We start from the raw sequence: 19640 nt of genomic DNA, 5'->3' as shown, positions 1-19640 counted from the left end.
CATAATTTCTGCGAGAGCTGCAACCGCGTGCGCCTGACCTGCACCGGCACGCTCTATATGTGCCTGGGCCAGGAGGACGCCGCCGATCTGCGCGCACCCTTGCGCGCCTCGCCCGACGATGCAGGCCTCCACCGCGCCATGGAAGAGGCGATCTCGCGCAAGCCCAAGGGCCATGACTTCGTCATCGACCGGCGCCGCGCCAAACCCGCCGTCGGACGCCATATGAGCGTCACCGGCGGCTGAGAGCCGCCGGCTTCCATAAGAGCGTGACCGGCGGATCGAAGACCGAAAAGGAGATGACGGATGCCAGGAATGCGGACACCAGGAATTTTGCCAATCACCGCCTTGGTCTACAGCGATGGCGAGGCGGCCGACCGGGCCCTGCGAAGCGTCTGCTCGGCGCTGCGCGACAGGGGCTGCAGGCTTGCCGGCCTGGTGCAGCATAACCGGCCCAATCCCGGGCGCTCGCGCTGCGACATGGAGCTGGAGGACCTGGCGAGCGGCGCGCTGACCGGCATCACGCAGGATCGCGGCCGGTTGGCGCGCGGCTGCTCGCTGGATATCGGCCAGCTCCTGAACGCGATGCAGATCACGCGTGCCTCGTTGCACCTGAAGCCCGACCTGGTGATCCTCAATAAGTTCGGGAAGACCGAAGCGGAGGGCGGGGGCTTGCGCCCGCTGATCGCGGAAACGATCGAGGCCGGCCTGCCGCTCCTGGTCGCTGTGCCATGGCGCAACATCGAGGGCTGGAGACATTTCACCGGCGAGATGGCGCGGGAATACGATCTCAGCACCCTGCCCGCCGATGAGGCGGGCCTCTGCGCTGCGCTGGGCCTTGCCATGCGCCCCGGCCTGCCGCGACATCGCGAGCCGCACTCCCACCCTTCGCTGTGAGCCATGCCCGCAAGATCTCGAGCGAACCGGATCCATTGATGTCAGTCCAGACGAGCCAGGCGGCGCGCCCCATGACCGCGGCAGCCGAACGCATAACCGACGCCGATATCAGGACGCTGGTCTTCGCCTTCTATGAGCGCGTTCTCCACGATGCTGAATTGGCGCCCATATTCGAGCAGGCGCTCTCCCATCGCTGGGATGCCCATCTCGAAACCATGGTGCGCTTCTGGTCATCCGTTGTGCTCAAGACGGGGAGCTATTCCGGCAAGCCGCACCAGGCCCATATGCGACTTGGCCTGACGCCGGAGATGTTCGGGCGATGGCTCAGCCTGTTTGCCGCAACGGCCGGGCAGGTCTGCGAGCCCGAGGTCGCCGCCCTGTTCATCGACCGGGCCGGCCGCATCGCCGACAGCCTCCAGATCAGCCTCGGCATCGGCCCGAAAGCGCTGAACCTGCCCGCAGCCGGGCCACGCTGAGGGCGACCGGACTGTCTTGAGGTAAATGCGCCCAGCCGCCAGCTTTATGGCGCCCGAGCCTCAGAACTCGTTCCAGCCCACGCCGCACGCGTCTTCGCCTGCCTGAGAGCAGGCGGCGCAATCCGATCCGACATCACCCTGGCGACGTCTCTGAGATCGCTCGCCTGTGCGTCCTCCCGGGCATGTCTTTGGCGCAGAGGAGGACCGGGCGGCCGAAGAAGCGCCATAAGACGCAAGAAAGCGGCGCCAAGTGGCGGAAAGGTCGCCGTGCTGGCCCAACGAGGGCGCTCGGTTGCCGGCACGAATCATTCGATCGGCGTGACGGGAGCGATCCAGGACCGGCGCCATCCGGTCGGCCGCGGGAAGGAAAATCCGACGTAACTGTAACCGCAGTTGACCTAAGGCAACTTCGAGTTGTTGATTCAGATCAATTTACAACACAACTCGACCTTCCCAGAATCTATTTTAGACATTTTTAATGTCATACTCCCCCAGCTATGCCCCAGCACAAAAAAATTGAACCATCGTGGTTCGTTTGGGGGGAGCACTATGTCGTTTTCGCTTCTTGAATCATCCGCCGTCCGCGAAGCCGCTGCGATTCGTCGAACGCAGGCCGTTATCGAATTCGCGATGGACGGCCGCATCCTCGAGGCGAACGCGAACTTCCTCAATGTCGTCGGCTATCGGCCTGAAGAAGTGCTGGGGCAGCACCATTCGATGTTCGTCGAACCGCGCTATGCCAGTTCGGACGACTATCGAGCGTTCTGGGCAAAGCTTGGCCGCGGCGAGGCGATCGAGGCGGAATTTCTTCGGATCGCCAAGGGTGGAGCCCAGATCTGGCTGCAGGCGATCTACACCCCGATCCCGGGACGTTCGGGAAAGCCGGAAAAGGTGATCAAATTCGCCACGGACATCACGGCGCGAAAAGGCGTCATGGCGAACCACGAGGGCCAGGTCGCCGCGATCAGGAAATCGCAGGCCGTCATCGAGTTCGACCTGGCCGGTATCGTCCTCGATGCCAACGAGAACTTCCTGTCCGTGCTCGGCTACTCCCTGGCGGAGATCAAGGGCAAGCATCATTCGATTTTTGTCGATCCCGAGGCGCGCAACGGCGAGGCCTATGCCCGCTTCTGGCAAAAGCTCGGACGCGGCGAATACGATGACGGCCAATATCTGCGCATCGGCAAGGGCGGCAGGCATGTCTGGATCCAGGCCAGCTACAACCCGATCCTCGATGCGCTCGGCAAGCCCTACAAGGTGGTCAAATACGCGACCGACATCACCGCCAACAAGCAGGCCCAGGACATGCTCAGCCAGGCTGTCCAGGAGACGCAGAGCGTCGTCCAGGCGGCCAAGTCCCGGGACCTGACCCAGCGCATCTCGCTTCAGGGAAAGAGCGGCGCCATCGGCGACCTCTGCGGCGGCGTCAACGACCTTCTGGAATCCGTCGCCGACATCGTTCGGACCGTCAGCGACATCTCGTCGAACATCTCGGCCGGCGCGACGCGCATCGGCAATGACAGCCGCGAGCTTGCCCAGCGCACAGAAGAGCAGGCGGCGAGTCTGGAAGAAACCGCCGCGACCACGGAAGAGCTCGCCGCCTCGGTCAAGCAGAGCTCCGAGCGGACCCGTGACGCCACGCTTCTCGGCGCGGGCGCCAATGAAGAAGCAAGCCGAGGCGGCACCATCGTCGCCGAAGCTGTCGTCGCGATGGCGCGCATCGAGAAAGCGTCCAGCGATATTTCGGACATCATCAGGGTCATCGACGACATCGCCTTCCAGACCAACCTGCTGGCGCTGAACGCGGCGGTCGAGGCGGCGCGGGCCGGCGACGCCGGCAAGGGCTTCGCCGTGGTCGCAAGCGAGGTCAGAACTCTGGCGCAGCGCTCGGGCGAAGCCGCGAAGAATATCTCGACGCTCATCTCCAATTCGACGCAGCAGGTCGCCAACGGCGTCAAGCTGGTCAAGGACGCCGGCGCCGCGCTGGCCGGCATCGTCGACTCCTCGACGAATGTCGCCTCGGCGCTCGGCGACATCTCCAGCGCCTCCAACGAGCAGGCCAATGGCATCGAGGAGGTCGCCAAGGTCGTCGCGCATATGGACGAGATGACCCAGCGCAATTCGCTGATGGCCGAGGAGAGCGCGACGATCGCCAGGCAGCTGGAGCAGGCGACCGAGGAGCTTCAGAAAATGGTCCAGGGCTTCAGGATCGACGAAAGGGCAAGGCCCGACCTCGCCTCCGGCTTGGTCGCGCAGCTGCGCCAGGTCTCGACGCCTCTTCCCAAGCCGGCTCTCACCGCCCCGCGTCCGCGGCGCGCGGCCGGCGGGTCGGCCGGAGGCTGGTCCGAGTTCTGACCGGCTGACATTTCTGAGATCAAGAATCTCGCGAGCCCAGGAAGGGCGAGGAGTCAGAACGTGCACACTCAAACCAGCCCCCATGAGCAGGCCGGTCGTCCGGCCTCACGGATCGAGAAAATGGTCGTCTTCCGCTTGGCGGGACGCGCCTTCGGCATCGATGTCGATCGTGTCCGCGAAATTCGCGGATGGCAGCCGACGACCGAATTGCCTCAGTCGGCGGACCACATGCTCGGCGTGATCAATCTGCGCGGCGCCATCGTTCCGGTGTTCGACCTGCAGGCCAGGCTCGGTTTCGGCCGGAACGCGATCGGCCTCGCCAGCGTCGTCGTCGTCGCGGATTTCGGCGACCGCATGATCGGCATTCTGGCAGATGCCGTATCCGACATCGTCGATATTCTGCCCGGCGAGCTTCTGCCGCCTCCCGCCGATTGCTGCGACGCTGCCCTGCTGCACGGCCTGATCGCCCGGGACAACGAGATCATCGGCCTGCTCGACCTGGTCGCGATTGGCGGAGCCGAAGGCAGCCCTGCATGAGGATCATGATCGTCGACGACAACCGCACCTATCTGATGGTGCTGCGCGGCATCGTGAACAATATCGGCCGGCACGAGATTTCCGTCTTCGCCAACCCGCTGGATGCGCTGGCGGCGGCGGCGACTACGGAATTCGACCTGATCCTCGTCGATTATCTGATGCCGGAAATGGACGGCGTTGCATTCATCCGCGCGTTGCGACAGCTGCCGAACCATCATCACCAGCCTATCGTCATGGTCACCACGGCCGAACAGCGCGAAACGCGGATCGCCGCGCTGGATGCGGGAGCGACCGATTTCCTGCGAAAGCCGGTGGAGCCCGTCGAGCTGCGTGTGCGCGTTCACAACCTGCTTCAGCTGCGCGAAGCGCAGACGCTGATGCGCGACCGCGCCGCCTGGCTCGCCAGGGAGGTTCGCCAGGCAACGCAGGAACTCGTCGAAAGCCAGCGCGACATGGCGCGCCGCCTCTCGCGCGCGATCGACTGCCGCGACGGTCATACCGGGGACCATGTCGCGCGCATGGCCGGGCTGTGCCGCCTCATCGCCAAGGGGCTCGGCCTGGACGAGGAGCAGTGCGAGACGATCTTCGCCGCCGCGCCGATGCACGATGTCGGCAAGATCGGCATTCCCGATTCCATTCTGCAAAAGCCAGGCCGCCTCACCGACGCGGAGATGGCCCTGATGCGCACGCATGTCGCGATCGGCGAGGCGATCCTGGCGGATGGACAGTCGAGCCTCATGCACTGCGCCGCGCGGATCGCGAGCTCTCATCACGAGCGTTGGGACGGCAAGGGCTATCCGCGCGGCCTTGCCGGCGAAGCGATCCCGATCGAGGGGCGGATCGCTGCCGTGGCCGATGTCTTCGAGGCGCTTTGCGCCGACCGCGTCTACCGACCCGGCTGGCCGCTCGGCGAGGCGCGCGACTTCATCAGATCCGGCTCCGGCAGCCATTTCGACCCGGCCTGCGTGGCGGCGTTCGAGGCTCGCTGGGGCGAGATCGCTGCCTTGATGCAGGCGTCTCAAGCCCCCGCATCCCCCGCCGTCGCGCGAGCGGGCTGAGCTCACAGAACCATGTCGACGAAGGGGATCGAAACCATGCTCAAGCGGTTAGCCATAGCCTGCCTCGCCTTGCTCGGCGCAGCCGGCCTCGCCAGCGCCGACACCATTCCCGCGCCCAAGGATCCTGTCATCCTGACCGTTACCGGCAAAGTCACGAACCGCAACAGCGCGGAGGGCGCTGCATTCGATGCCGCGATGCTGCAGGCTCTCCCGAGCCGCGAGACCGTCACCAACACGCCATGGTATCCGGAAAAGACCCGGTTCGAGGGGCCGATCGGAGCCGCTGTGCTCGATCTGGTCGGCGCAAGCGGGACCATGCTGCGGGTCACGGCGCTCAACGATTATGTCGTCGAGATTCCGGTCGCCGATTTCCGGAAATGGCCAGTCATCCTGGCGACGAAGATCGACGGCAAACCGATCTCCGTTCGTGAGAAGGGCCCGATCTTCGTGATCTATCCCTTCGACCAGGACCCGTCCCTCTACAACGAACTCTATTTCGGACGATCCGCCTGGCAGCTGAAAACGATAGAGGTGCGGTGACGGCCCACTGGGGCAAGGATCGCATCCGATGCTGACACGCAAGGCGCGGCTGCTGGACTACGGCGTGATGGCGCTGGTGGGCGTCAGCATATTGCTCGGCTGCGTCGTCGTGACGACGTTTTCGGCGATCGGCGCGCGCCAGCGCGCCACCGGCGAAAGCGTGCGCGAGGATGCCGTCTGGGCAGCCTACCAGCTCGATAGCGAGGTCAAGAAGCTCACCGGGGCCGTTCACGACCTGGAGACCGCGTTCATCGCCCCCCGGCGCGCGGATGTGACGCTGCGCTACGACATTCTCTACAGCCGCGCGAGCGTGCTCACGAGCGATCATTACGCCGCGAAATTCGGCGGTGAGACCGAGCTCATCACGCTGGCGCAGGAGGCGCGGCAGCGCATCCTGGCGCTCGCCCCGCTGATCGATGCGCTCGATCTCGCCGGTGAGCCGATGCGGCAAGTGTCACCGCTGCTGCTTGAACTGGAGACGATGGCCCATCTCTCCGAGCGCCTGCTCAACGTCTCCAATCTCGCCCATTCCCGCATCAGGGTTCAGGACCGCGCCGAACTGAGATCGATATACGCCCAGCTGGCAAGCGCGATGACGGCGTTGATCGCGTCGCTGGCGCTGATCGTAATCTATCTCGGCATGCAACTGCGCCACATCCGCATCGCCAGACGCCGCTTCGAGCGCCTCAGCATCGACAATGCCGACGCCGCCAGGCGCGCGGAGGCCGGCGCGCGCGCCAAGTCGATCTTCCTGGCGACCATGAGCCACGAGATCCGAACACCGTTGAACGGCATCATCGGCATGGTCGACATCATGCGCGATTCCGTCATGAGCGCGGGCCAGCGCGACAGGCTCGCCGTGATCGGCGACTGCAGCGACACGCTTCTGGCGCTGATCGACGACATCCTCGACTTCTCGAAGCTGGAATCGGGGGCGGTGGAATTCGAGCTCGCCCCCTTCGAACTCGGCGAGATCTGTGCCGCCGTCAGCAATGTGATGGGGCAGCGCGCTCGCGAGAAGGGCATCGTGCTGCATGTCGACAATCCGCAGGCGCTCGTCACGACGGACGCGACGCGCCTTCGGCAAATCCTGTTCAATCTCGTCGGCAATGCCGTCAAGTTCACCGATAGCGGCTGGGTCAGGCTGGCCTGCAGCCTCGACCACGGGAACTGCCTGCGCGTCGAGGTCGAGGATACCGGCATCGGCATCCCGGCCGAGGCCCGCGACCGGCTGTTCCAGGACTTCAGCCAGCTCGACATCACGATCAACCGCCGCTTCGGCGGCACCGGGCTCGGCCTGGCGATCTGCCGCCGGCTGATCGGCGCGCTTGGTGGCGAAATCGGCGTCAGCCCGCGCGAGGGCGGAGGCACCCGCTTCTGGTTCACATTGCCTGTCGGCCCGGTCGCGGCATCGCAGGGCGCGACGGCTTCAGCGCCCGCCCAAGATCCTGCGCAGGAACCGGCCCGTGACCTGACCTTCTCAGGCCGGATTCTGGTGGCGGAGGACAATCTGATCAATTTCGTCGTCGTCAGCGAATTGCTGCAGCGACTCGGCCTTCAGGTCGATCATGCGCCCAATGGCGAAATCGCAGTTCACCTGGTCGGCGCCACGCATTACGACCTCGTCCTGATGGACATGCAGATGCCGGTCATGGACGGTCTCGAGGCGACGCGAGCGATCCGTCGACTGGGCCTGGCAACCCTGCCGATCATCGCGCTCACGGCCAACGCGTTCTCAAGCGATCGCGAGGATTGCCTGGCAGCCGGCATGAGCGACTTCGTCGCCAAGCCGATCAATCGTGCGAAAATGACGGCCATTCTGGCGAAATGGCTTGCGGGATACGCCTCGGCCAGCGAGCCGCGATCCGATGCGGCCAAGGCCGAGCACGCCGAGGAGGATAGCGGCCCCAGGTTGATCGACCACGCTGCGAGAGACGAATTGCGGCGCGAGCTCGGCGATGATCTCCTCGACGAGCTGACACGGGATTTCTGGCCCGACGCGACGCGCATGGTGTCAGCCGCGGGCAAGGCCTTCGCCGCGGGCGAGACCGGCCTCGCGATCAGCGAACTGCACACGCTCAAGGGCGTGGCCGGAACGCTCGGGCTTGTCGCCGTCGCGGCAGCCGCAGGCATCGCCGAGCGGGCGATCGAGGCGAGCGGGGCGGCGGACCTGGCCGTGCTTCAGGCAACGTTGCTGCGCACGATCCTGACGATCGAAGCCGGCGACGCCTCGCGCGATGTAGCGGCGAGCGCGGCCTCCGCATAGCACGCCTCGGTGGCCGCGGCATGAGGCTGGTCAGCGTCATTGCCTTCCCTGATCACCTCGGCATCTGCAGGCGATGTCGAGCCAACCGGCCAGGCGCTCCGATCGCTCTTCAATCCGCCGGCGCATTCCACCATCGGCGGGTCATGAACCTCACACTGGCGACGAGCCATGCCAGAAACTCAGCGTCCTTCGCCGGATCGCCCCGGTCCACCCAAAGCAGATAGGCGTCGAGCAGGAAGTTCGAGATCATCTGCGCCAGCATGGATGGATCGCCGGGCATTGCGCCCGGTTCGCCCAGCGCCTCCCGGATGCGCCCGACGGTGCGCTCGGCCAGCACGGCATGCAGACGCTTCACATGCTGGCCGAAGCGGGGATCGTAAGACGCCTGGCGCAACAGGACGCGCAAGGCAGCCCGCTTTTCATGAGCGAGCGCCAGCGTGTGCGGCAGGCGTTCGGTCCACCATTGCGCCGGCATGTCGTCGACCCCAAGCAGGGCATCGACCATATCGGCGAGGACGGCATCGATCAGCGCATCCTTCGATCGGAAGTAGCGATAGAGCACGACCTTCGCGACCCCGGCATGGTCGGCAATGGCATCGATGGTGACGCTGCGAAGCCCATGCGTGTCGATCGCCTCCGCCGCCTTGACCAGCAGCAAGGCGCGCCGGCTGGCGCGATGTTCGTCGAGCATGTCCGCATAGCTGCTGGTCATGCCGTCGGTGATAACCATATACTCGTTGGGAACAAGCTGTTACTCATCAGTAACAGATTCGAATTCACCCCTTGATCGCGGGAGGAGCGGGTAGATGCGGGCATTGGGCATCGCCATCGTCGGCGCCGTGATGGGCGTTTTGCTCGCGGGCGCGGCGGAGGCGCAGCCCCGTTTGCTGGAGCGGTGGCGCGAGGCGCGCGGCGCGCATTCCCAGGGAACAAGCGGGGCTGTCACGCAGACCCTGCGCGTCGGCGGCCTCGAGCGCAGCTACCTGTTGCTCGCCACGCCGCGTGGCAATGGCCCGGCGCCGCTCGTGATCGTGCTGCATGGCGGCGGCGGCGGCCCCGAGACGATGATGCCGCGCTGGGCGGACAAGGCGCGCGCAGCGGGCCTTGTCATCGCCGCGCCAAAGGGGATCGGCCGCAACGACCGGATGGGGACATGGAATGCCGCCGGCTGCTGCGGCGAAGCGGTGTCGCGCGGCATCGACGATATCGGGTTCATCAACGCGCTGATCGACGACGTCTCGAAACAGACGCCGATCGATCCAAGGCGCATCTATATTACCGGCTTCTCCAATGGCGGAATGCTCACCCATCGCGTCGCCATCGCGCTCGGCAGCCGGATCGCGGCGGCAGCCGTGGTGTCGGGTGCCTTGTTCGGCAACGAAGACGCGCCGCGCACACCCGTGCCCATGCTCATCATCCACGGCGAACAGGATCCGGCCGTGGGCTTCAATGGTGGCATGAGCCGGACCGGCTTTGTCGCGAAGGCGCAGACCATGCCGTACCGGCCCGTCCGCGATGCGGTGGATTTCTGGCGCAAGGCGAATGGCTGCACAGGCACGCCCTCCGTAACCACAACGCCGGGGATACGGCAGGAGATCAGCAATGCCTGTCGTGGCAGGGCCGACGTCCTGTTCTACGATCTGCCGCAGGGCGGCCATTCCTGGCCGGGATCGCCTGGCAGGGGCCGCTTTGCCGGCGGCGCGGAAACCGCGGCCCCGATCGACGCGACCGACACGATCTGGGAGTTCTTTCGCAGCCACCCGCGGTGATCGGAACATCATCTCAACAGGCGGGATGACATGGGACGCGAGGCAGTCGCACGGGCGGAGATCGGCGGCGCGGTGGGCGATGTCCGCGTTCTGCTTGAAAGCACGGAACTGATCCTGCGCGGCGACATCCAGCGACGCTTCCCGCGCGACCGGCTCGTCAATGTCCATGTGGAGGGGGAGGCCCTCTGCTTCACCTGCGATGGCGAAGCCGTCTTGCTGCATATGGGCGCCATTGCGGCAGACAGATGGTCCAGGGCGATTGCCGCCCCGCCGCCGAGCCTGCGCGCCAAACTGGGGCTCAAGCAGGATGCCAAGGCCCTTTTGATCGGTGCTTGCGACGATGCCGCGCTTGCCGAGGCTGTGGAGGGCGCCTTGACCGACGATGTCGCCGAGGCTGCGATGATCATCGCCCGCATTGCCGGCCCCGACGATCTCACGGCGGCTCGGGCGGCGCAGGCCAAATGCCCCGAGCTTCCGATCTGGGCGATCTACCCCAAAGGACCGAATATCCGCTATGGCGACGGCGCCATCAGGGCCGCGCTGCGCGAGGCGGGCTTTCGCGACAGCAAGTCTTGCGCGGTCTCCGAGCGGCTGACAGCCACCCGCTATAATCCGAGGCGATCTTGAAGGCCCTGCGCCGAATCTCCGAAGCCGTGTCGTCGCCTGCCGCTTCAGCCGCCCTGCCCTTCGAGCGCGCTATTTGTGCCTGGAACGCCGCCGTCATCCCGCCGCACCCATCAAACACACAGGGGTCCATTCCAGAGCCCTTTCGCTCGAAAACGCTCACATCTAGCGAGCGAGCGGACTATCCCAGACGAGAAACAGCAGCGCCTTGAGCTGGGCGAAACGCTCCGGCCCCAGTTCGGCACTCCACTCGCGCTCGATCTCGCGCAGGATGTCGACCATCTTGGCGAATACGGCGTGCCCGCGTTCGGTAAAATAGACCAGACGCGCGCCGCCCTCACCTTCAATGTCGGACCGGGTGATATAGCCGAAACCCTCGAGGCTCCCCAGCAGCTGGTTGATGGCCTGCTTGCTCATGCCGGCGCGCTCGGCGAGCGTAACCGGGCGAACCTTGTCCGGCCCGGGAAACTGTAGGACCGCCATATGCGGCAGGCGCAGCTCGTCGAAACCGGCAGCGTTGAGTTCCTTGATGAGCCGGCGCTGGATCGCCTGCGCCGGAACTCGCAGCAGGGCGCCGATCAGCATGTCCTCGGTCTTCATCGGCACACTTTCGGAATAGGGCATTGACTTCTGGTAAACGGAGTTTACCGTTAGCTGGTAAATGTAATTTACTTGAAGAGGTCGGACAATGCCTCAGTCAGTCATGGACCCTCACGTCAATCCTGCCGACGAGACCATCGCCACCACGGGGCTCGCGGTTCGCTTCCTGTTGGCCGGAGATCACTCGAACGGCAGCATTGCGGCCTTTGAGCTGATGGTCCCGGCCGCGCAGCGTCTGCCCGCTCCAGCGCACAGCCACGACCATTACGAGGAAACGATCTACGGCCTGGACGGCGTGGTGACCTGGACCGTCGATGGACACCACATCGATGTCGGGCCGGGACAGGCCTTGTGCATTCCGCGCGGCGCCGTTCATCGCTTCGACAACAACGGAAGCCAGGACGCGAAGATGCTCTGCGTGATTACGCCGGCCGCGATCGGCCCGGAGTATTTCCGCGAGGTGTTTGAGGTGATTAACACCGCAGCCGGTGGGCCGCCGGACCGGGCCAGGATGGCGGAGATCATGCGCCGTCACGGTCTGACGCCAGCAGCACCCAAACCATAGAGGCTGCTGAGCCGCCCTGCCCTTTCAGTCGACTTGCCCCGTCAGTCGACTTGCCGGCGCGGGTTGAGCACATCGCGCAGATGGTCGCCGATCAGGTTGATCGCGACCACGGTCGCGAGCAGGGCGAGGCCGGGATAGAAGCTGATCCAGAACTTGCCCGACAGCATGTACTGGTAGCCATTGGCGATCAGCATGCCGAGGCTCGGCTCGGTCACGGGTACGCCGAGCCCAAGAAACGAGAGCGTCGCCTCCAGCGCGATGGCGCGCGCGATCTGCACGGTGGCGATCACCATCAGCGGCGGCAGGCAGTTCGGCAGCAGGTGGCGCCACAGGATGCGCATGGGCCGCGCGCCCATGGCGCGGGCCGCCTCGATATATTCCTTGCGGCTTTCGATCAGCGCACTGGCGCGGGCGGTGCGGGCATAGGTCGCCCATTCCACGATGACGAGCGCGAGCACGACATTGGCGATGCCCTTGCCGAGGAAGGCGAGGATCATCAGCGCGATCAGGATCGTCGGAAAGGAGAGCTGCAGATCGACCAGCCGCATCAGCGCGGTCTCGATGCGCCCGCCGGCATAGGCCGCAAACAGGCCCAGCGTCGTGCCGACCGCTGCCGCCAGCAAGGCCGATGCGATGCCGACGAGGAGCGAGATCCGCAGCCCGTAGAGGATGGCCGAGAGCATGTCGCGGCCCTGGTCGTCGGTGCCGAGCCAATAGGTCATGCCCGTGCCGGAGACCGCGCCCGGCGGCAGGCGCCCGTCGAGGATGTCGAGCTGCATCAGGTCGTAAGGGTTCTGCGGCGAAATCCAGGGCGCCAGAAGCGCCGCCAGCACGATCGCCGTGAAGGCGACGAGGCCGGCCATGGCGAGATGCGACGAGGCGAAGGCGCGCAGGAAGCGGCGCAGCGGCGTCGCGCGCGGCGGGGTGGCAGGTACGGCCGAGGCCGGCGCGCTCATCGGCCGATCCTCACGCGCGGATCGAGCGCCGTGTAGAGGCAGTCGACCAGGAGGTTGATGATCACGAACATCAGCACGATGATCATGAGATAGGCGACGATCATCGGTCGATCCAGCACATGGATGCTGTCGATGATCAGCTTGCCCATGCCGGGCCAGGCGAAGATCGTCTCCGTGACCACGGAAAAGGCGATCACCGAGCCGAATTCGAGCCCGATGATGGTGACGACCGGGATCATGATGTTCTTCAACAGGTGCCGGAAGATCACCCGGCCCTCGGGCAGGCCCTTGGCGCGGGCCGTGCGGATGAAGTCCTGGGGCACGACCTCGCGGGTCTCCGCCCGCACCAGCCGCATCACCAGCGAGATCTTGAACAGCGCAAGGTTGAGCGCCGGCAGCACGAGATGCTGCAGACCGTCGAGCGTCAGGAAGGACCAGCCGATGCCCAGGAACACCCTGGTCTCGCCGCGCCCGCCCGAGGGCAGCCAGCCGAGCTGCACCGCAAAGACCATGATCAGCAGCAGGCCGACCCAGAAGCCCGGCAGCGAGAAGCCGAGGATCGAGCCGGTCATGAGCACGCGCGCCAGCGGCGCATTCGGCTTGAGCCCGGCATAGAGCCCGAGCGGTATGCCGATGAAGGTCGCCAGCAGCATGGCGCAGACGGCAAGTTCCAGCGTCGCCGGCATGCGCTGCAGGATGATCTTCAGGGCCGGCTCGTTATAGACGAAGCTGCGGCCGAGATCGCCATGCAGCGCCCCGTTCAGGAAGGACAGGTACTGCGCCCAGAGCGGGCGATCGAGCCCGAAAGCGGTGATCGCGCGCAGCCGCTCGGCCTGGTCGGCATCGGGCGAGATCAGCACTGCGACAGGGTCGCCGATGACGCTGATGCCGATGAAGACGATCACCGTCATCGCCAGCATGACGAACCCGGCCTGGAGCAGGCGCTGAAGGAACCATCCGGCCATCGTTCCCCCGCTACCTGCCGAGCTTGGAGCCGGCGCCTTCGCGGTCGAAGCACGCGGCGACGCTGCGGCTCAGCTCGCTCTTCCGGATGCGCTGCGTCGGCGTCTTCGGGAATTCGTCGATGCCCTCGATATAGCGCGGAATCTGGAAATAGGGCAGCCGCTGCTCGCACCAGGCGGCAAGCGCGGCCGGGTCGGGCGCACGGCCGGGCGCGCTGCGGATGAAGAGCTTGAGATCGTCGTCGCCCATCTCGCTGGGCACGCCGATCAGCGCGCATTCCTCGATGTCGTCATGGGTCAGGACGACGCGCTCGACCTCCCAGGCAGAGATGTTGACGCCGCGCCGCCTGACGCTGTCCTTCTTGCGCCCGCAATAATACAGGAAGCCGTCCTCGTCGCGGCGGGCGAGGTCGCCGGTCGAGAACCAGCCATCCCTGACGAGCGCCGCGCCCGCCTCTTCCATGCGGAAATAGCCCTTGAAGGCGAGGCCGGGCTCGCGCGGCAACACCACGATCTCGCCGGGCTCGCCGACCGCGACCTCGGCGCCCGCCTCGTCGAGCAGGCGCACCTCGTAGAAGGGCAAGGGCCTGCCGCAGGAGCCGAGCCGGCCCTCCGGGTTGATCGTGACGAAGGTCGTCATCTCCGAGAGGCCGTAGCCCTCATAGAGCGAGACGCCGAAGCGCTCCTCGAAAGCGCGCCAGACGTCGAGCGGGCAGCCGCCGCCCCAGGCCATCCTGACCTTGTGGTCGCGGTCACGAGGGCTTGCCGGCTGCTTCAGCAGCAGCGGCAGCACGCCGCCGAGATAGTGGATATGGGTCACCTCGAAGCGGCGCACCTGCTCCCAGAACTGCGACGCGCTGAACTTCTCGACCATGGCGAGCGTGATCGGCTGCATCAACGCCGCGATCAGCACCGCGACGCCGGCGCCGTGATGCAGCGGCTCCCAGAGCAGGAAGACGTCGCCCGCGCTTGCGCCGGTCAAGGCGAGCGTGCCCATCGGGCCGGCGCGCAGGCTGCGATCGGTCTTGAGCACGCCTTTCGGCTCGCCGGTGGTGCCGGAACTGGGGGTGATCGCGATGACGTCGTCGGCCGCGACCGTCACCGGCGGCGGCAAGGGGCTGCCGCGCTCGATCAGGTGGGCCAGACTTTGCGCATCATCGCCGCCGCGCCAGAACACGGAAAGCCCCGGCAACCGCTCGAGGACCGGCGCGAGCGCGCCGGCATAGGCGGCATCGGCGATCAGCGCATGCGGCTCGAAGCGGTCGAAGACGAAATCGAGCGCCGCCCCCTTGAGATGGGTATTGACGGGGATGCGCAGGAGCCCGGCCTTGGCCAGGGCGAAGATGACGATGATGTGCTCGGGATGGCTCGGCAGCATCACCGCGACGCGGTCGCCCTGCTTCAGGCCGGTTGCGAGCAGCGCATTGGCAAGGCGGTTGATGGCCGCGTCGAGCCGGCCGATCGTCCAGCTCTCATCCCCGAAGCGGCAATAGACATGGTCCGGGTCGCTGGCGGCGCGCCGGTCCCAGAGCTGGCTGATGGTGATCTCGTCTGTCTGCATGTCGTGAATCTGCATGAGGCGGTCCGTGCGATATTATCGATATGCAATAACTGTAATTGAATATTGATATTCACTCGTGCCCCTGTCAAGCGGCCGGCCATCCCGGCCGCGGTTGACAGGCTGTCGTGCCATTCATAATAATGATTATTATATAGCAATATCTACGGAGCAAGCGCCATGGCCGATATCGAGCGCGAGCGGCGCGGCAGCGTCGCCGTCATCGCGATCAATCGCCCCGCCAAGCGCAACGCCCTGAACGCCGCGGCCTGGCAGGCGCTCGGCGACAGCTTCGCCGAGATGCGCTCCGATCCCGCGATCCGCGCCATCATCCTGACCGGGCGCGGCGGCGCGTTCTGCGCCGGCGACGAGATCGGCGCCTTTGCCGCGGTGCGCGACGATCCGCCGGCGCGACAGGCCTATTGGGATGCGATCATGGCCTGTTATGCCGCGGTCTCCGCCTCACTGGTCCCGGTGATCGCGGCGGTGAGCGGTCCTTGCGTCGGCGGCGGCTGCACGCTGGCGCTGCGGGCCGATTTCCGGCTCGCCGACGCGACCGCCCGCTTCGGCGTACCGCCGGCCAAGCTCGGCCTGGTCTACCCGGCCGACTCCACCCAGCTTCTCGCCGCCACCGCCGGCGTCAGCATGGCCAGGCGCATGCTCTATACCGGCGAGCTCATCGATGCGGGCGCCGCCCTGGCCTGCGGCCTGGTCTCGGAGGTCGTCGCGGGCGATGTCGTCGAGGCGGCGCTGCGCCTGGCCGAGCCGATGATCGCCAATGCGCCGATCTCGATCCGGGCGGCCAAGCTCGCCTGCGATGCGATGCTGCAGGGAAGGCTTCCCGAGGTCGCAGGCGAGATCGCCGCCCTCTCCGACTTGGCCGACCGCAGCGCCGATTATCGCGAGGGCTCGCTCGCCTTCGCCGAAAAGCGCAAGCCCGTCTTCACGGGCCGCTGAGGGGGCGCCGTGAGCTCACCATTTAGCCGAGCGCGACGCCAGCCTGACAGGGCACGGCGCATGACGGCAGGGCTCGGGGAACCCTCTCCTGTAAGGAGAGGGCAGGGTGAGGTGTCGGCCGTCAGCCGCGTTGGGCTCGCGTCAGTAGCGGTGAGGTCTGCGCGTCGCTGGTCCAGGGGCCGACACCTCATCCCTGCCCTTCTCCTTACAGGACAAGGGTTCCCCGCGCTGACTGGACGTCGGACCGCGCGCTTCCCTTCTCCCCTCGCGGGAGAAGGTGGCTCGGCGGAGCCGAGACGGATGAGGGGGCGCCGTGAGCTCACCATTTAGCCGAGCGCGACGCCAACCGGACAGGGCACGGCGCATGACGGCAGGGCTCGGGGAACCCTCTCCTGTAAGGAGAGGGCAGGGTGAGGTGTCGGCCGTTGGCCGCGTTGGGCTCGCGTCAGTAGCGGTGAGGTCTGCGCGTCGCTGGTCCAGGGGCCGACACCTCATCCCTGCCCTTCTCCTTACAGGAGAAGGGTTCCCTGCGCTGACTGGACGTCGGACCGCGCGCTTCCCTTCTCCCCTCGCGGGAGAAGGTGGCTCGGCGAAGCCGAGACGGATGAGGGGGCGCTGTGAGCTCACCATCTAGCCGAACACGACGCCAACCGGACAGGGCACGGCGCCCCCTCATCCGGCGCTGCGCGCCACCTTCTCCCGCCAGGGGAGAAGGGAAAAAGGGCTCCGAGCCCTGCGGATCAAGAGGACGACGCCATGTCTAGCATCACCGAGCCCGCCATCACCGTGCCCGACGACGCCAATGTCTTTTCCGCCCTGGTCGCCCCCGCGCGCGATCCCGAGCGGGTCTTCATGGAAAACGCGGACGGGCGCGTCATCCGCTTTGGCGAGGTGGCCAGCATCACCGCCCGCTATGCCGGCCTGCTGGCGCGCGAGGGGGTCGGCAAGGGCGATTTCGTCGCCGGCATCCTCGAGAAATCGCCCGAGGCCGTGCTGCTCTATCTCGCGGCCTGCCGGCTCGGCGCGGTCTATGTGCCCGTGCATATCGGCCTGACCGATGCCGAGATCAGCCATATCCTCGGCGATGCCAGGCCGAAGCTCGTGGTCTGCGACCCCGCGCGCGAAAACGTCGTACGCGCCGCCGGCTGCAACGCCCTCACCCTCGACGCCGGCGGGACCGGCACGCTGATTGAACGCAGCGAAACCTTGCCGGCCGAGCACGCGCTCGAGCGCGTCGCGCCCTCAGACCCCAATGCCATGGTCTACACCTCCGGCACGACCGGGCGGCCGAAGGGCGCGCTGCTCTCGGCGGGCTCGGTGCTCTGGAATGCGCGCTCGCTCGCCGCCTGCTGGGGCATCGGCGAGACAGACACGCTGCTCCACGCCAATCCGATGGCCTATGGCCTGTTCGGCACGACGACGCCGGCGCTGGCGGGCGGGGCCACGATGATCCTGCTGCCGAAATTCGAAGTCGAGAGCGTGCTGGCCGCGCTGCCGCGCGCGACGATCTTTGCGGGCGTGCCGACCTATTACGCCAGGCTGATGGCCGATCCACACTTCGACCAGGCGCTCTGCGCCGGGATGCGCCTGTTCGTGACCGGCTCGGCGCCGATGCGGCCCGACGCCTTCGAGGCCTTCACCGAGCGCAGCGGCCACCGCCTGCTCGACCGCTACGGCCTGACCGAAGTGCTGATCGCGACCTCGAACCGGCCGGGCGACTCCCGCCGGCCCGACAGCTCGGGCCTGCCCCTGCCGGGCTCGGCGATCCGCATCGTCGACGAGCAGGGCGAGCCCGTGCCGGCGGGCAGCGTCGGCATGATCGAACTGCGCCAGCCCTACCCGTTCCTCGGCTATTGGCGCGATCCCGAGAAGACGGCGCAGTCTTTCCGCGACGGCTGGTTTCGCACAGGCGATTTCGGCCGGCTCGATGAGCAAGGCTATGTCAGCGTGCTCGGGCGCGGCGCCGAACTGATCATCTCGGGCGGGCTCAACGTCTATCCCCGCGAGGTCGAGGCCGCCGTCAACGCGCTCGACGGCGTCACTGAGAGCGCCGTCATCGGCGTGCCCCATGCCGATTTCGGCGAGGCGGTGCTGGCGGTGGTGCAGCTCTCGGGCGAGGCGAAGGACTTCGATACCGGCGCCGCGATCGCCGCGCTCAAGCGCTCGCTTGCCGGATACAAGGTGCCCAAGCGCATCGAGCTGGTCAGCGAGATGCCGCGCAACACGCTCGGGAAGATCCAGAAAAACCTGCTCAAGGCGCGTTTCGAGGGCGTATTTCGCGGCTGAAGCCCGGGTTTTAGCAGGCGTACAAAGATGCTAGTCCAAGCGTCGAGAGCATTGCTCCTGCGAAAAACCGGTAGCCACTTTTTCGCGCAGGGCTCTCGCGCTGCCCCTCATCGACAGGAAAGCCAGAAGGCGCAATGCCGGACGCCACGACCAGACCAAGCCCGCCCCTGTCGCTGAAGGAGGCCAACGCCGCCGCAGGCGAGATCGACGAGCGCCTCTTCGTCGCCTCCGTCGGCAAGGCGATGAAGGTGCTGGAGACCTTCGACAAGACCACGGCGACGCTGAGCCTCTCCGACATCGCCATCCGCACCGGGCTTGGCCGCAGCGCCTCGCAGCGCTTCATCTACACGCTCGAACGGCTCGGCTATCTCGACCGGGACGAACAGACCAAGCGCTATACGCTCGCCAAGAAGGTCTTCCGCTTCGCCCAGAGCGCGGTGTCCTCGAACCTGGCGCTCGACGCCGCCTACCCCGCCATGCGCGAGCTGGCGGAGCGCACGCGCGAGACGATCTCCTGGGTCGAGGTCGACCGCGCCGACATCGTCATCATCGCCACCATCCCGAGCACGCATATCTCCTCGATCAACCTGCCGGTCGGCACCCGCTTCCCGGCGCTGTCCTCCTCCTCGGGCCAGGTGCTGCTCGGGCATTCCGCCCCCGCCCATATCGAGAAGGTCTGGAACGCCTCGCATGAATCGGTGCCGCTGCGCACGCAGGCCAAGACCGCGGCCGAGATGATGCGGCTGCTCGAGGCGGTGAAGGCCGCCGGTTTCGCCGTCACCGAGAAGAACATGGAGCAGGGCTCGATCTCGGTCTCCGCCGCCGTGCATGACCGGGCCGGCCGCGCCGTGGGCGCGATCAATCTCTCGACCCTGACGACGCGCTTCGAGCGCCAGGCGGCCATCGCCGAGCTCGCACCGCTGGTCGCCGCAGCCGCCGCCCGCGCGACCGAGACGCTGATCTCCTGAGGGCTCGGGAGGTTTCCGAAGGCGCGCAGCTCCGGGATCCATCCTAGAGCATCATTCTCGGGCTTGACCGAGACTCTCATGACAAGAGCGCTCTGGTTTACGAGATGGTCGGATCAAGCCCGACCATGACGCGACCCTTCTTCCCTTCTCCCCTCGTGGGAGAAGGTGGCGCGCTGTCCAGCGGATAGGTTGGTTACAAATTAGCCTGGGTAGATGGGTGACAGTTTCTGGCCTCGGTGGTCGATGAGGCCGATGGGCTGTTTGTAGAA

General features: G+C 66.3%; 18 protein-coding genes and 1 pseudogene. 14 read left to right on the top strand and 5 right to left on the bottom strand.

Translation table 11 applies throughout. The features are described 5' to 3' along the window. The 8 genes and pseudogenes from CYD53_RS29215 to CYD53_RS29180 form a co-directional block, all read left to right on the top strand. Nucleotides 1-243, top strand: a pseudogene (locus tag CYD53_RS29215) (GTP 3',8-cyclase MoaA); the annotation flags it as partial. Nucleotides 244-312: 69 nt separating this feature from the next. Continuing rightward, nucleotides 313-894, top strand: a complete 582-nt coding sequence (locus tag CYD53_RS29210; protein WP_210202456.1) for a DUF2478 domain-containing protein — start codon at nt 313-315, stop codon at nt 892-894. Nucleotides 895-932: 38 nt separating this feature from the next. Beyond that, entirely contained in the window at nt 933-1370 is a 438-nt protein-coding gene (locus tag CYD53_RS29205) for a group III truncated hemoglobin (protein WP_245928491.1), read from the top strand. Nucleotides 1371-1919: 549 nt separating this feature from the next. Then, the gene (locus CYD53_RS29200; RefSeq protein WP_103721588.1) at nt 1920-3725 is read left to right on the top strand and encodes a methyl-accepting chemotaxis protein; all 1806 of its coding nucleotides are present in this window, start codon (nt 1920-1922) and stop codon (nt 3723-3725) included. 60 nt (nt 3726-3785) lie between these two features. Further along, nucleotides 3786-4262 carry a chemotaxis protein CheW gene (locus CYD53_RS29195; protein ID WP_146056035.1) on the top strand — a complete coding sequence of 159 codons (477 nt, stop codon included), beginning with the start codon at nt 3786-3788 and terminating at the stop codon, nt 4260-4262. Beyond that, the gene (locus tag CYD53_RS29190; RefSeq protein ID WP_103721586.1) at nt 4259-5320 is read left to right on the top strand and encodes an HD domain-containing phosphohydrolase; all 1062 of its coding nucleotides are present in this window, start codon (nt 4259-4261) and stop codon (nt 5318-5320) included. The genes CYD53_RS29195 and CYD53_RS29190 overlap by 4 nt, the downstream gene beginning before the upstream one ends. A gap of 36 nt (nt 5321-5356) precedes the next feature. Then, nucleotides 5357-5860, top strand: a complete 504-nt coding sequence (locus CYD53_RS29185) for a putative pterin-binding protein (protein WP_103721591.1) — start codon at nt 5357-5359, stop codon at nt 5858-5860. Nucleotides 5861-5888: 28 nt separating this feature from the next. Further along, nucleotides 5889-8126, top strand: coding sequence for a hybrid sensor histidine kinase/response regulator (locus tag CYD53_RS29180; RefSeq protein WP_103721585.1), 2238 nt, complete (start codon nt 5889-5891; stop codon nt 8124-8126). Between the two features lie 109 nt (nt 8127-8235). Here the strand turns inward: CYD53_RS29180 and CYD53_RS29175 are convergent, their stop codons facing one another. Beyond that, nucleotides 8236-8856 (bottom strand): TetR/AcrR family transcriptional regulator, encoded by a 621-nt coding sequence (locus tag CYD53_RS29175; protein WP_103721584.1) that lies wholly within the window; start codon nt 8854-8856, stop codon nt 8236-8238. A gap of 85 nt (nt 8857-8941) precedes the next feature. Here CYD53_RS29175 and CYD53_RS29170 point away from each other — a divergent pair, with 85 nt between their 5' ends. Together CYD53_RS29170 and CYD53_RS29165 are read left to right on the top strand one after the other, a co-directional pair. Continuing rightward, nucleotides 8942-9895, top strand: a complete 954-nt coding sequence (locus CYD53_RS29170; protein ID WP_181012079.1) for a CE1 family esterase — start codon at nt 8942-8944, stop codon at nt 9893-9895. A 30-nt stretch (nt 9896-9925) separates the two neighbouring features. Further along, nucleotides 9926-10522, top strand: a complete 597-nt coding sequence (locus tag CYD53_RS29165) for a hypothetical protein (RefSeq protein ID WP_103721582.1) — start codon at nt 9926-9928, stop codon at nt 10520-10522. A gap of 162 nt (nt 10523-10684) precedes the next feature. Here CYD53_RS29165 and CYD53_RS29160 read toward each other — a convergent pair whose 3' ends face one another. Then, on the bottom strand, nt 10685-11104 hold the full coding sequence (locus CYD53_RS29160) for a MarR family winged helix-turn-helix transcriptional regulator (protein WP_245928489.1): 420 nt from the start codon (nt 11102-11104) through the stop codon (nt 10685-10687). Between the two features lie 118 nt (nt 11105-11222). On the opposite strand from CYD53_RS29160, the gene CYD53_RS29155 reads away from it, so the two are divergent. Then, nucleotides 11223-11684 (top strand): cupin domain-containing protein, encoded by a 462-nt coding sequence (locus tag CYD53_RS29155; protein ID WP_245928488.1) that lies wholly within the window; start codon nt 11223-11225, stop codon nt 11682-11684. A 41-nt stretch (nt 11685-11725) separates the two neighbouring features. On the opposite strand, the gene CYD53_RS29150 is transcribed toward CYD53_RS29155, so the two are convergent. From CYD53_RS29150 to CYD53_RS29140, 3 genes are read right to left on the bottom strand one after another with little or no spacing between them, the layout of a single operon-like run. Further along, nucleotides 11726-12640: an ABC transporter permease gene (locus CYD53_RS29150; protein WP_103721579.1), complete on the bottom strand. Its 915-nt coding sequence runs from the start codon at nt 12638-12640 to the stop codon at nt 11726-11728. Beyond that, nucleotides 12637-13605, bottom strand: coding sequence for an ABC transporter permease (locus CYD53_RS29145; RefSeq protein WP_103721578.1), 969 nt, complete (start codon nt 13603-13605; stop codon nt 12637-12639). Before CYD53_RS29145 ends, CYD53_RS29150 begins: the two co-directional genes overlap by 4 nt. Before the next feature lie 10 nt (nt 13606-13615). Continuing rightward, the gene (locus CYD53_RS29140) at nt 13616-15178 is read right to left on the bottom strand and encodes an AMP-binding protein (protein WP_210202455.1); all 1563 of its coding nucleotides are present in this window, start codon (nt 15176-15178) and stop codon (nt 13616-13618) included. A gap of 162 nt (nt 15179-15340) precedes the next feature. Between CYD53_RS29140 and CYD53_RS29135 the strand changes: the two genes are divergently transcribed. The 3 genes from CYD53_RS29135 to CYD53_RS29125 all read left to right on the top strand — a co-directional run bounded on the left by CYD53_RS29135 (nt 15341) and on the right by CYD53_RS29125 (nt 19371). After that, on the top strand, nt 15341-16117 hold the full coding sequence (locus CYD53_RS29135) for an enoyl-CoA hydratase/isomerase family protein (RefSeq protein ID WP_103721577.1): 777 nt from the start codon (nt 15341-15343) through the stop codon (nt 16115-16117). Nucleotides 16118-16873: 756 nt separating this feature from the next. Further along, nucleotides 16874-18403 carry an AMP-binding protein gene (locus tag CYD53_RS29130; protein ID WP_103721576.1) on the top strand — a complete coding sequence of 510 codons (1530 nt, stop codon included), beginning with the start codon at nt 16874-16876 and terminating at the stop codon, nt 18401-18403. A gap of 134 nt (nt 18404-18537) precedes the next feature. Then, nucleotides 18538-19371, top strand: a complete 834-nt coding sequence (locus tag CYD53_RS29125; RefSeq protein WP_103721575.1) for an IclR family transcriptional regulator — start codon at nt 18538-18540, stop codon at nt 19369-19371. Nucleotides 19372-19640: the final 269 nt, after the last annotated feature.

The sequence above is a fragment of the Allobosea psychrotolerans genome, assembly GCF_002917105.1.
GTDB lineage: Bacteria > Pseudomonadota > Alphaproteobacteria > Rhizobiales > Beijerinckiaceae > Allobosea > Allobosea psychrotolerans.
This window is presented reverse-complemented; position numbering and strand designations above follow the sequence as displayed.

Bases quoted from the DNA above. Each gene is read 5' to 3' on its own strand.
- CYD53_RS29210 (WP_210202456.1), top strand. From the start codon at position 313: ATGCGGACACCAGGAATTTTGCCAATCACCGCCTTGGTCTACAGCGAT.
- CYD53_RS29205 (WP_245928491.1), top strand. From the start codon at position 933: ATGTCAGTCCAGACGAGCCAGGCGGCGCGCCCCATGACCGCGGCAGCC.
- CYD53_RS29200 (WP_103721588.1), top strand. From the start codon at position 1,920: ATGTCGTTTTCGCTTCTTGAATCATCCGCCGTCCGCGAAGCCGCTGCG.
- CYD53_RS29190 (WP_103721586.1), top strand. From the start codon at position 4,259: ATGAGGATCATGATCGTCGACGACAACCGCACCTATCTGATGGTGCTG.
- CYD53_RS29185 (WP_103721591.1), top strand. From the start codon at position 5,357: ATGCTCAAGCGGTTAGCCATAGCCTGCCTCGCCTTGCTCGGCGCAGCC.
- CYD53_RS29180 (WP_103721585.1), top strand. From the start codon at position 5,889: ATGCTGACACGCAAGGCGCGGCTGCTGGACTACGGCGTGATGGCGCTG.
- CYD53_RS29175 (WP_103721584.1), bottom strand. From the start codon at position 8,856: ATGGTTATCACCGACGGCATGACCAGCAGCTATGCGGACATGCTCGAC.
- CYD53_RS29165 (WP_103721582.1), top strand. From the start codon at position 9,926: ATGGGACGCGAGGCAGTCGCACGGGCGGAGATCGGCGGCGCGGTGGGC.
- CYD53_RS29160 (WP_245928489.1), bottom strand. From the start codon at position 11,104: ATGCTGATCGGCGCCCTGCTGCGAGTTCCGGCGCAGGCGATCCAGCGC.
- CYD53_RS29155 (WP_245928488.1), top strand. From the start codon at position 11,223: ATGGACCCTCACGTCAATCCTGCCGACGAGACCATCGCCACCACGGGG.
- CYD53_RS29150 (WP_103721579.1), bottom strand. From the start codon at position 12,640: ATGAGCGCGCCGGCCTCGGCCGTACCTGCCACCCCGCCGCGCGCGACG.
- CYD53_RS29145 (WP_103721578.1), bottom strand. From the start codon at position 13,605: ATGGCCGGATGGTTCCTTCAGCGCCTGCTCCAGGCCGGGTTCGTCATG.
- CYD53_RS29140 (WP_210202455.1), bottom strand. From the start codon at position 15,178: ATGCAGATTCACGACATGCAGACAGACGAGATCACCATCAGCCAGCTC.
- CYD53_RS29135 (WP_103721577.1), top strand. From the start codon at position 15,341: ATGGCCGATATCGAGCGCGAGCGGCGCGGCAGCGTCGCCGTCATCGCG.
- CYD53_RS29130 (WP_103721576.1), top strand. From the start codon at position 16,874: ATGTCTAGCATCACCGAGCCCGCCATCACCGTGCCCGACGACGCCAAT.
- CYD53_RS29125 (WP_103721575.1), top strand. From the start codon at position 18,538: ATGCCGGACGCCACGACCAGACCAAGCCCGCCCCTGTCGCTGAAGGAG.